We start from the raw sequence: 12,762 nt of genomic DNA, 5'->3' as shown, positions 1-12,762 counted from the left end.
ACCCCTCAAATCCCTGTTAAACAATTAATAAAAGTTATTTCTAATCGATTTTGTTATTGCTCTGAATCTCCATCAAAGGAACCGGAAGGAAGGCATGCTTCTCGGTACTAAAGTTTTTGCGCCCTGCCAAATGTAAAGCTTCATCCAGCTTACCCCAGCGACGAAGATCATAGAAACGGAAGTTTTCTACAGCAAATTCCATCAAACGCTCATGCTCTATTTGAGCCTTTACAGCCTCGTAAGACTCCCCTGACATACCCGGCATATCTCCATGCACCCTTCTTACTTCGTTAATCAGTGGTACGGCCTTTTCTGGATGTCCTTGTTCATTGTAAATCTCAGCCTGCATCAGCAGAACATTGGCATAACGCATAATAGGTACATTCGTCGAAGTTGTGGATTGTTTTAGTTTTTGCATATCATCGGGCATGTATTTGCGGAAACAACGATTAATCTCATCACTCGCATCAAATAAATCTGTATACTCAAATCCATATATTCTCTCATTGCCATCATTAAAATAAGGATCGTCAAAGAACATACTTGCATATGCCCGAGAATCCAGATTACCTGTAGTAGCAATACGTCCTTCTTTTCTATATTCATTCAGAATCATTTCGCTCGGACGAATCTCATCCCATCCCCTCAATACAGGAGCCGCTACCCAATAGTGCATCACATGCTGATGATAAGCACCATCAGAGGTATTTCCTGTAAACTGAATTTCAAAGATAGATTCTTTACAATTCTTATTTGTCCCATTAAACATACTCAGAAAATCTTTCTCCAAAGCATAACCTTTCACTTGCTCTAACGCTTCTTCTGCTTTAGTGAGATACTCCGTTTTCTTCTCCGGTTGTTCGTAAGCCCGCGTCAAGTAGGCCCAACCGAGATAGGCATAAGCAGCACCACTTGTCACGCGGCCGGCTTGTAGAGAAGGACGGGTTAAGGGTAATATTTTACCAGCCGCTGATAATTCCGAACAAACGAACTCCCAGCCTGCTTCCCTGGTAGAAAGAGCCTTATGCGTTTGTTCTTCACTTGTCAAATATTCATCACGAATAATAATCTTCTCCCAGTTCAACAGTAACTTCATGTGATAGTAGGCACGTAAGAACACTGCTTCACCTTCCACACTATTATACTTTTCCTGATCCATCGGATGATCACCTGTCTGAACTTTATTAATACCCAATAAGACATTGTTTGTGTAATTAATGCCATTATAGCAATTCATCCAATACTCTTTGATTCGGGAATTCTCATTATTATATGTAAAATCATAAATTTGCCCCCATTCCGGATAGTTATTTACATCCGAACCCTTCTCCATGATATCTTCACGAAAAGTTTCTATCACAAATTTAATTTCAGAGAAATTATAAGTACCACATCTGTTATCCAACTGGGCATATGCAGCAGATAGTCCGGATTCCACATCGATAGAATCCCTCCAAAATTTATCAGTAGAAAAATCCGGAGATTCTACCGTTAGAAAGTTATCGCATCCACCCAAAAATGTTGCACAAAAAAGAGATGTTATATAAATATATTTTTTCATGGCTGATAGTATTAGAATTGATTAAAATGTCACCTGCAAACCAACAACATAAGAGCGAGTAAAAGGATAAATAAAGACATCTACTCCTGTATCCAGAATACTGGAAGAAAACTCTGGATCAATACCCGAGTAATTGGTCCATGTCAACAGATTTTCACCGCTAACATAAAAACGACACTTGTCTATATAAACCTTCTTAGTCAGATTTTTAGGTAAGGTATATCCCACTTGCAACTGACGTAAACGAATGAAATTACCTTTTTCCAGAAAACGGTCAGATTCGCGAGAATTCATATTAGGATCTTTTAGTACGGCACGTGGCATTACATTACTCCTGTTATCTTCAGTCCATGCTCCCAACGTCGACTTAAACAGATTGATTCCTGCGTCCATTGATTCATAATACAGGCGATTAGCATTATACAATTTATGTCCCCAGGCACTTCCTAATAAGAAAGAAAGATCAACGCCCTTATAAGAACCACTAAACGATAAGTTAGCCTCTAACTTTGGTATACCTGAACCACAATACTCTTTATCATTTTCATCAATAATGCCATCATTATTCAAGTCTTTAAATCGGATATCACCAGCTTTCGCATCGGGTTGAAGAACCGTATTTTTTATAGAACCATCAGGTTGCACAACCTCCGTATAGTGATTTGCTACGTCTTCCGGAGATTGAAAAATTCCATCCATTTTGTATAAAAAGAAACTTGCTACGGGATACCCCTCTAAAGTTTGAGTAACAAAATGACCGGCACCCTTTAAAGCTGATCCATACAGAATCTGATTAGGATCGGCTTTTAACATCTCGTTTTTAGTAGTAAAGAGATTGAATCCGATATTATATTCAAAACCATTACTATTATCCGCATAATTTAGCTCTAGCTCAAATCCCTTATTTCTCATCTTTCCTACATTCACTGTCGGATTATAAATACCAGCGGATGGAGACATAACCTTTTCAATCAATAAATCTTCCGTTGTATTATAATAATAATTCAAAGAGCCCGAAAGTTTATTATCAAAGAAGCCAAAATCAACCCCAATATTCTTCGTATCAGTAGTCTCCCAACGCAAAGCATCATTTACAAGATACAAGTTAACCATACCCGGCCAAGGATTAGCACCTTGCACATAGCTCATCCACTGGGTATTGTCACTGGTCATCGTTGGAGCATAATAATATCCTAATGCATTTTCATTACCCAACCGTCCCCAGCTCACTCTCAATTTCAAGTTGCTCACAACATCCCCTGAGAAAAATTCTTCCTCGCTAATACGCCATCCTAAAGCCATAGAAGGGAATACGCCCCACCGATTATTCTTTCCAAATTTAGAGGAACCGTCGGATCGAATCGTTGCCTGAAATAAATATTTACCTGAATATGAATAATTAATACGACCAAAAAATGAAGCACGGTTATAATTCCAGAAAGATCCGCTTCCAGTAAATGTTCCGCCTGTACCAGCATCTATCGTAGGCGATGTAGGATCAAAGAATCCCGCTGGAACTTCTGTTATTACTAACTTTCCATTTACCACATCATAGTTCATCTTTTTTCCTTCAACATTGATTTGACTCCAGTCTTTACGAGCTGCAGATAAAGAGCTACCAGCCATCACACTCAGAGAGTGTTTACCAAACGTTTTATCAAAAGTCAGTACATTATCGAATGTCTGCTCATACCAGTAAGAATTACTATCATAATTATATGGATATAAGCTCTGTCCCTGAATGTCTGCAGTATACTTCTCCGAATGGTATTTAGTATTCGCATAATATCCTCTATAAGCATACGCTGTCTTAAACTTTAGCCATGGAGTAATATCTACGGTCAAACCTATATTTGCAATAATATCATACCCATTCGTTTTTTTATGTTTAAAATGATCATCTGCCATCACATTACGATTATTAGGCATTTCCAAACGAACTCCATCGACAGTCATATCATTTAAACCATAACCAGAAGGCTGATTTTCATCATAAACAGGTACCATTGGGGCCATTGCATACATCTCCTTCAAGGAATATTGTGGTTGTTGGCTTTGTGTTACTTTAAAAGCCAAAGAAGCATCAAAATTAAAAATCCTTTTTTGCAGATTCAACTTGACACGAGCATTATCCTGAGTGTATTTATTACCCCTGAAAATCCCCTTATCATCCGAATGATTATAAGATATTGAATATTTTGCAATATCAGAACCTCCCCTGATATTAACATTATAATTCTGAGATAAACCATTACGAAGCATCTCATCTTGCCAATTCGTATCAAATCCAGTCGGATTCTTCAACTTCCCATCTGGATCTTTAAATGATAAATATCCCGGTTTCTTGGCAACAGCATTTTCGTACATCATATTATGTACATATAGATACTCATCAGAATTCAGCATTTCAAACTTATTAGAAGCACTTGTAAATTGACAGAATGCATTGAAGTCAATCTTAGTCTCACCCTTCTTACCGTTTTTGGTAGTAACTATCACTACGCCATTTGCAGCAACAGAACCATATATAGCAGCTGCTGCACCGTCTTTTAATATCTCCATCGACTCAATATCCTGCGGATTAACAGTGGTTATATCCCCCGGAAAACCATCTACAATATAAAGTGGTTCATTACTTCCCATCGTTTTAATACCACGGATTTTAACAGAAACGCCTGCCCCTGCATTACCTCCTGACTTCAGAATATTAACACCAGCTACTTTCCCCTGTAAAGCCTCTGCCGGATTTGTTGTTGCACGACTAGCCAGTGCTTCAACATCCACAGAAGAGATAGCTCCGGTCATATCACTTTTCTTCATTGTACCATAACCAATGACAATCGTTTCATCTAACATCTGACTATCTTCTTTCAAAATAACTTTAAGCGTTTTCTTTCCATTTAAAGAAATAGTCTGCTTGATATACCCCATATAAGAGACATCAATCTGATCATTTGGAGAAACTACTAATACAAAACCTCCATTCAAATCGGTAATCATACCATTAGTTGTCCCAGTAACAACGACATTTGCACCTATCAATGGCTCGCCATTACTATCCAACACATACCCTTTTAATTGATAATTTTGTGCATAAGCAGAGAGTGGAATAAGAAAGAGTAATGACATTATTGCATATAATAATGTGTCCCCTAAGTAATTACTTTGCTTCATAGCAATTAAATTTTAAAGTTAATAAATGCGCTTTTCAAACATGCGACAAATAAACTTCAAAATCTAACTACCACCTAAAAATATTGATCTACATAACCCCTACAAAACAGTAAAACAAAAGACTTTACACCCTACAAAACATTTCTTAAAACGTTGATAATAGATAATTTATATCTATATAAGAGCCTACAAAATAAAAAAAAATCAAATATCACGTAAATAAGCGGAAATATCATCCTGGGAATGCAAACAGAGTGTTTTTCTCAAACGATACCTTGCCATACTAATGGCTTTAATAGATATTCCGGTTAACAGAGATATTTCTTTTGTAGACAAATTAATCCGTAAGAAAGTCGCTAACTTCTTTTCACCATGAGTCAATCCCGGATGTTTTTGTTCCAAACGGTTTAAAAATTCATGGTTTTGTTCATCAACTTCTCTGGTCAAAGAATTATTATCATCTTCCAACTTTTTAAATTGGAGAATATAGGTATTGATTTTTTTTAAGTGAGTTAAGATTTCATTGTTATTCATTTTATAAGCACTTTTAATCATCTCTCTAATTTTCTCCAAAAGTTCATTTCGACTATTTAAGAAAAGAACAAAATTCGTTAATTCACTTTGTGTATTCTCCAATTTTTCCGATTTTGCACTTAATTCCACAGCTTGCTGTTGTAACTTTAGTTCTGTTATTATCTTATCTTTTAATAATAACTCAGTTTGTCCTTTTGCTATCTGTAAATCCTTTTTTCGCTTATATTGTTTTATCAGAAAGAAAGCAAGAAGAGTAATGCACAAAAACAGCACAACCGCAAGGCTTATATTTCTTTTCAATAGTTCAATTTGATGCATATGTTTCTGAAGCTCGGATTCTTTTTTCTGATCCTGTAATTTTTGTTTTATGAGATTTCTTTCAATATTTACCAATTCTCTTTTTTGAAGTAGCTGTTCCCGTTTCTTTTCGAAATTTAATAAATTATCATAGGCCTCTTTATAACACTTTTGTGCTGCATAGACTTTGGAGAGATACTCATAATTATCACAAATTAATTCATGTGCATTAACATCAAATGCATATACAGCTGCTTTTTTTAAAGCACTCAAAGCTTCATTATTCTTTTTAGCATAAAGCAACTGCATTCCCAGATTATTATAATTCTCTGCTAATGACCATAAAGCATTCAAATTTTTATTAATGACAATGGCTTCTTGTATTAATTTTATTTTTTCTTCCGTGTCACCTTCATAAAGACAAAGGTTATTTATATTCGCTGCTATGTTTTTCTTATCACCCAATGTTTTATTTATACGTAAAGCATCCTTAAAGAATTTATCAGCAATTTCATATTCTTTCATATAAACATGAATCAGACCGCGTGCATTGTAGGCGTTTGCCATTCCCGAAGAATCTTTTAGTACTTTATAGGTTGAAGTGGCATTATCTATCAGATTTATTGCTTTTGAGAAATCTTTCAACGAACCATATAAAGCTCCCAGATTTACATTTATCTTAGCTTTAGTTTTGAGATCTTTTGCCGGACAATAAGATAAAGCCTTATAATATGTATTTACACTCATATCGAAATTACCATAAAGCATGTAAGCATGCCCAGATACAATTAATGTAGAAACAATCAGATTTGAATCGGTAGTTTGTTTTAGTATATCAAACGCTTGTAATGTGTAGTCAACAGCCTGCTTTGGATCAGTCAGAAGCGATTTATAAGATTTATCCAAAAATTTCCAAACATCTCTTTGATAAGAGTTAGCATTAGTTGTATTAAAAAAGAAAATAAACAACAGAAATGGTAACAAATTTTTCATAATAATAAAGTTAGTCTAACATTAGGTATACAAATAAATATCTTTAATTCTCTAATAGTATAGAGAATCAAAGATATAATTAATTCTTCACATGTATAAATTAATATAGATAAGAATGTGAAAATATTATTTCACCTCAAGGCTATTCCAAACAAAACATCATCAATAAAACTCTAATAAACAAAATACTATCAGAACAATAGAGCTTCAAAACAAGAATAAAAACAAACACAAGCCATCACTATAGTATGACATTTCTCACTCATATTTCTTTAAACTCTACCGGTAAAGTAAAATAAAACGTGGTTCCTACTCCTACTTTGGAACGCACCCATATACGGCCCCCCATCTTTTCGGTCAGCATTCTGCATATAGTCAATCCAAGCCCGGTACCCTGTACAAAATCATTTACTTTACCAAAACGGCTGAAAATAGTAGTTACACGCTCTGCCGGTATGCCAATACCTGTGTCAGAGACATATCCCTGTACAATCTGATCTTTCTGTTCAAAGCCGAAATGAATCTCTCCACTTGAAGTGAATTTAATAGCATTACTAAGCAGATTCAGCCATATCTGAGAAATACGATCCCAGTCACCTCGAATGAACAATTCGGAATCAACATCATCCAGAATAAGTTTCACATCCGGTTGAACAGAATTACGATGCAGGTAATGCAATTGAGCACACACATCCATCAACCTTACCGGACGTATTGAGAGTTTCAATGAACCGGCCTCAAGAGCGGATAAATCGAGTATATCATTAAATAAATTCAAAAGTAAACCTGAATTCTTCTCTACAAGTTCGGCATACTGAAGTTGTTCTTCTTTGTTAGCCGATTCTATAATAAGTTTAGAGAAACCAACAATTGCATTCAACGGTGTACGAATCTCATGGCTCATATTAGCAAGGAAAGAAGATTTTAACTTATCAGCTTCTTCTGCCTTTATACGTGCTATGATCAATTCTTTTTCTACTTTCTTTACATCAGTCACATCCCAACCTACACCAATGATATACGGATGTTCATTACCTGAAGGGACCAACGTTTTTATCATTGTCACCACACGCACATCTCCTGAAAGCGTAGTATATTCTTCCAGATATTCCATTCTTCCGGATTGCATCACAGCCAAATCACCTGTACGGAATCGTCTGGCTTCTTCACTATTTGGGAAAATCTCAATATCAGTCTTCCCAACAGCTGATTCTACAGCAATGCCTGTTTGCTCTGCAAAAGCTCTGTTCCAATAAAGATAACGAAAATCATCTCCCGTATCTTTTACGAATAAATATACGGGAACATTATTCAAAATTGCATGCATCAACGAATTCAGGCGAATTATCTCGTTTCGCTGAGAAGCATTCAACGTTTCCGCTTTAACCTTTTCAGAAACATCCCTACACATACAAAGCAGATATTTTTCGTCCAAAGGAAAAATACGATTCTCATAATGATGCAAAATGCCATCAAGCACAAGTGAATGTTTCGCTATAGATCCCCTACCTGTAGCAATCACTTTATCCATATTTTTCCGAACGCTATCATACGCTTCTTCCGGAACAATTTCTCTTACATTTGAACCAACAATACTATTTGAGTCAGTACCTTCTACATGATTAGTTGCCGGAGAAGATGCAAGTTCTACAATGTTTGCATCATGATCAAAAACAGTGAGCATATCAGGCAATGCATCTAAAATACGGGTACTATATTTATCTCGAAATCGCCCAGTTTTCAGTGAGGAAAGTTCTGAAGAAAGCCTTTCTACTTTTTTCTCTAAATTCTCTACAATTATCAGTAGTTCTTCTTTCGTTTTTTGTCCATATAGTCCCATAAAAAAGCATCTTCCTCAAAGGTATATTGTTGTATATGTTGATCATTTACATGCAAATATATGTTTTTTTACATAAAAATAGAGGCATATCTCCAAATTATTATTGATAAAAAAAGTCATAGCTTTTGTCCTACTACTCAGAAAGTTCTATCTTTGCATCACTTTTATTTATAAACAAATTACATATGTCTACAGAATTATTCTCTACCCTGCCTTATAAAGTGGCAGACATCACACTTGCAGACTTCGGTCGCAAGGAAATCGATCTGGCAGAAAAAGAAATGCCCGGCCTTATGGCTCTTCGCGAAAAGTATGGAGAATCCAAACCGTTGAAAGGTGCCCGCATCATGGGTTCATTGCACATGACTATTCAGACTGCCGTACTGATTGAAACACTTGTTGCTTTGGGTGCCGAAGTGCGCTGGTGCTCTTGCAACATATATTCAACTCAGGATCATGCCGCAGCTGCCATTGCTGCTTCAGGTGTTGCCGTATATGCATGGAAAGGTGAAACACTGGAAGATTACTGGTGGTGTACGCTTCAGGCATTGAACTTCCCCGGTGGCAAAGGACCTACGGTTATCGTAGATGACGGTGGTGATGCCACTATGATGATTCACGTAGGATACGACGCCGAAAATAATGCAGCCGTACTTGACAAAGAAGTACATGCAGAAGATGAAATAGAACTGAACGCTATCTTGAAAAAAGTGCTGGCAGAAGATAAAGATCGCTGGCATCGCGTAGCAGCTGAAATACGTGGTGTATCGGAAGAAACAACCACTGGTGTACATCGTCTGTATCAAATGCAGGAAGAAGGAAAACTACTTTTCCCGGCATTTAACGTAAACGATTCAGTAACCAAATCAAAGTTTGACAACCTCTATGGTTGCCGCGAATCACTGGCCGACGGTATCAAACGTGCCACAGATGTAATGATCGCCGGTAAAGTAGTAGTAGTGTGTGGTTATGGTGATGTAGGCAAAGGTTGTTCCCATTCAATGCGTTCTTACGGAGCCCGCGTACTGGTAACGGAGGTAGACCCGATCTGCGCATTACAAGCTGCAATGGAAGGCTTCGAAGTAGTAACCATGGAAGATGCATGCAAAGAGGGTAATATATTCGTAACTACCACCGGTAATATCGATATTATCCGCATTGACCACATGGAACAGATGAAAGATCAGGCTATTGTTTGCAATATCGGTCACTTTGACAACGAAATTCAGGTAGAAGCTCTGAAACATTATCCGGGTATCAAATGTGTAAACATCAAACCGCAGGTAGACCGTTATTATTTCCCTGACGGGCACAGTATCATCCTGTTGGCTGACGGTCGTCTGGTAAATCTGGGATGTGCTACCGGACATCCATCTTTCGTAATGAGTAACTCTTTCACAAATCAGACGCTGGCACAAATTGAGCTATTCAGCAAGAAATATGATATCAATGTATATCGCCTGCCTAAGCATCTTGATGAAGAAGTAGCTCGTCTGCATCTAGAGAAGATCGGGGTAAAACTAACTAAGCTAACTCCCGAGCAAGCTGCATATATTGGTGTATCAGTAGACGGACCGTACAAAGCAGAGCACTATCGCTATTAATTTTTCAATTTGACGATTTACGATTTACGATTGAAAACCCCTTTGGTTATCAACATCCGAACCCGTAAATCGTCAAATCAGAAATGATACAAAACTCAATTGTAAATCATAAATCGTCAAATTGTAAATGAAAAAGTTTCTCCCCGACCTCATTGCCATTCTGGCATTTATTATTCTCTCCTTCGCTTATTTCTTTCCGGCAGTCATTGAAGACCGGGCACTTTTTCAACATGACAGTGTTGCCGGAGTGGGAGCAGGACAAGAGGCTAAAGAATTTCACGAACGTACCGGCGAAACAACCCGTTGGACAAACAGTCTCTTTGGTGGTATGCCCACCTATCAGATTTCTCCCAGTTACGATTCTGTCAAGCCACTGAAATGGATAGAAAATATCTACCGCCTCTATCTTCCACCCTATGTATGGCTTACATTCATTATGATGTTAGGATTTTATATCCTGCTGCGAGCTTTCGGATTACCAGTATGGCTGGCTGGGTTAGGAGGTGCCATCTGGGCCTTCTCTTCCTATTTTTTCATACTGATAGCTGCCGGACACATCTGGAAGTTTATCACTTTAGCTTACATACCACCCACGATAGCCGGCATTGTGCTCGCATATCGAAAGAAATATTTATTAGGAGCCATTGTCACCGCTCTGTTCATAGCTTTACAAATACAATCCAACCATGTACAGATGTCATATTACTTCTTATTTGTCATCTTATTTATGGTAGGTGCTTTTTTTGAAGAAGCATGGCGTAAAAAAGAGCTGCCTCATTTTTTTAAAGCCAGCGCCATATTGGTAGTAGCCGCCCTTATCGGAGTATCCACCAATCTGTCAAACCTCTATCATACTTACGAATACAGTAAAGAAACGATGCGTGGAAAGAGCGAATTGGTGCACGAAGGCCCTAAAGCCGAACAAACCAGTAGCGGACTCGACCGTGACTATATTACCCAATGGAGTTATGGCATTGGCGAAACGCTCAGCCTTTTCGTTCCCAATGTAAGAGGTGGAGCTTCTGTTCCGCTATCGGAAAACAAGGCTGCTATGGAAAAAGCCAACCCAATGTACAACGGGTTGTATTCACAGATCACCCAATACTTTGGTGACCAGCCAATGACCTCCGGTCCGGTCTATGTAGGCGCTTTTGTCATGGCACTCTTTATATTGGGATGCTTTATCGTAAAAGGTCCTATGAAGTGGGCACTGCTTGGAGCCACTCTTTTCTCCATTCTACTGTCGTGGGGCAAGAATTTCATGCCACTCACTGATTTCTTCATCGATTACATACCGATGTACAATAAATTCCGCGCAGTATCTTCCATACTGGTTATTGCAGAGTTTACAATACCATTGTTAGCCATATTTGCTTTAAAAGCAATCATTGATAAGCCCGAGGTATTAAAACAAAACCGTCGCGGAGTAATTATCAGCTTTGCATTAACTGCAGGTGTGGCATTGATTCTGGCAGTAGCTCCAGGCATACTTGTACCCAGTTTTATTCCTGCACGTGAACTGGCAGCCCTGCAACAAGCTATCCCCGGAGATCAGCTCTTGCCAATTCTTGACAATCTGAAAGAGATGCGCATGAATATGGTAACCTCAGATGCGTGGGCAAGTTTCCTGTTTATCTGTGGTGGTTTCGTTCTTCTTTTCCTCTATCAGCGAGGTAAGTTGAGTACTGTATGGACAGTAAGCGCCATTGCCGTACTTTGTATAGGAGAAATGTGGCACATCAATAAGCGTTACCTGTATGACGATATGTTTGTCCCACAATCCGCACGTATAGAAACCTTCCAAAAGACTCCTACCGATGAACAAATCCTGCAAGATAAATCATTGGATTATCGCGTGCTGAACTTTGCATCTAATACATTCAACGAAAATAATACTTCGTACTGGCACAAGAGCGTAGGAGGTTATCATGCTGCCAAGTTACGCCGTTATCAGGAAATGATAGATCACCATATTGCCCCGGAAATGCAAGCCACGTTCAAAGAGATAGCAGCAGCCGGTGGAGAAATGGACAGTGTAGATGCCAATAAGTTCCGTATTCTGAATATGCTGAATACGAAATACTTTATATTCCCTGTCAGCCAACAGGGCCAGACAGCTCCTATCCTCAACCCCTATGCATATGGCAATGCATGGTTTGTAAACAATGTGAAGTATGTCAATAACGCCAACGAAGAAATTGCTGCTGTTGGTGAAGTGGATCTGAAGAATACAGCTGTTGTAGATGTTAAATTCAAAGAGGCTTTGAAAGGAAAAACTGAAGATCTCAAAGTAGATTCCCTAAGCACAGTCAAGTTGACCAATTATGAACCCAATCACCTGATTTATGAAACGTCCTCTCCGAAAGAGGGAGTTGTAGTATTCTCAGAGATATTCTATCCGGGATGGCAAGCTACCATTGACGGTCAGCCGGTAGATATTGCCCGGGCCAACTATATTCTGCGTGCTGTAAACGTTCCTGCAGGCAAACACACCATCGAAATGCGTTTCGATCCGAAGAGTCTGCATGTTACAGAGGGCATTGCTTACAGTGGATTGGCATTACTAATTATCGGAGCAATAGCAGGATTATGGATCTATTGCAGAAAGAAGCAATAAAGTAAAAGTTTTCCATAAAAGCCCAAGCGCTAACGCACTGATAATCAACGAATATAAAAGTGTACATTCTTGTATGTCAAGAGTGTACATTTATGTATCATAAGAATGTACATTCTTATGATACATAAATGTACACTCTGTA

6 protein-coding genes are annotated in these 12,762 nt (G+C 38.1%); 2 read left to right on the top strand and 4 right to left on the bottom strand.

Features of this window, described 5'->3' with window-relative positions; all coding sequences use genetic code 11:
• Positions 1-40: 40 nt before the first annotated feature.
• The 4 genes from VCM39_RS01290 to VCM39_RS01275 form a co-directional block, all read right to left on the bottom strand.
• A complete protein-coding gene (locus tag VCM39_RS01290; RefSeq protein WP_322932434.1) occupies positions 41-1,561 on the bottom strand; it encodes a RagB/SusD family nutrient uptake outer membrane protein in 1,521 nt (506 codons plus the stop codon).
• Between the two features lie 21 nt (positions 1,562-1,582).
• On the bottom strand, positions 1,583-4,735 hold the full coding sequence (locus VCM39_RS01285) for a TonB-dependent receptor (RefSeq protein WP_322932433.1): 3,153 nt from the start codon (positions 4,733-4,735) through the stop codon (positions 1,583-1,585).
• Positions 4,736-4,939: 204 nt separating this feature from the next.
• The gene (locus VCM39_RS01280; RefSeq protein WP_221649097.1) at positions 4,940-6,559 is read right to left on the bottom strand and encodes a tetratricopeptide repeat protein; all 1,620 of its coding nucleotides are present in this window, start codon (positions 6,557-6,559) and stop codon (positions 4,940-4,942) included.
• Between the two features lie 262 nt (positions 6,560-6,821).
• Entirely contained in the window at positions 6,822-8,399 is a 1,578-nt protein-coding gene (locus tag VCM39_RS01275) for a PAS domain-containing protein (RefSeq protein WP_322932432.1), read from the bottom strand.
• Between the two features lie 185 nt (positions 8,400-8,584).
• Between VCM39_RS01275 and ahcY the strand changes: the two genes are divergently transcribed.
• Together ahcY and VCM39_RS01265 are read left to right on the top strand one after the other, a co-directional pair.
• Positions 8,585-10,003, top strand: a complete 1,419-nt coding sequence (ahcY, locus tag VCM39_RS01270; RefSeq protein ID WP_002558259.1) for an adenosylhomocysteinase — start codon at positions 8,585-8,587, stop codon at positions 10,001-10,003.
• Between the two features lie 127 nt (positions 10,004-10,130).
• A complete protein-coding gene (locus VCM39_RS01265) occupies positions 10,131-12,620 on the top strand; it encodes a YfhO family protein (RefSeq protein WP_322932431.1) in 2,490 nt (829 codons plus the stop codon).
• The last annotated feature ends 142 nt before the right edge of the window (positions 12,621-12,762 follow it).

Source organism: Bacteroides mucinivorans, assembly GCF_034654355.2.
Taxonomy (GTDB): Bacteria; Bacteroidota; Bacteroidia; order Bacteroidales; family Bacteroidaceae; genus Bacteroides; species Bacteroides nordii.
This window is presented reverse-complemented; position numbering and strand designations above follow the sequence as displayed.

What these genes read in the sequence shown, in the direction of transcription:
- VCM39_RS01265 (WP_322932431.1), top strand. Translation starts at nt 10,131, where the DNA reads ATGAAAAAGTTTCTCCCCGACCTCATTGCCATTCTGGCATTTATTATT.
- VCM39_RS01275 (WP_322932432.1), bottom strand. Translation starts at nt 8,399, where the DNA reads ATGGGACTATATGGACAAAAAACGAAAGAAGAACTACTGATAATTGTA.
- VCM39_RS01290 (WP_322932434.1), bottom strand. Translation starts at nt 1,561, where the DNA reads ATGAAAAAATATATTTATATAACATCTCTTTTTTGTGCAACATTTTTG.
- ahcY (WP_002558259.1), top strand. Translation starts at nt 8,585, where the DNA reads ATGTCTACAGAATTATTCTCTACCCTGCCTTATAAAGTGGCAGACATC.
- VCM39_RS01280 (WP_221649097.1), bottom strand. Translation starts at nt 6,559, where the DNA reads ATGAAAAATTTGTTACCATTTCTGTTGTTTATTTTCTTTTTTAATACA.
- VCM39_RS01285 (WP_322932433.1), bottom strand. Translation starts at nt 4,735, where the DNA reads ATGAAGCAAAGTAATTACTTAGGGGACACATTATTATATGCAATAATG.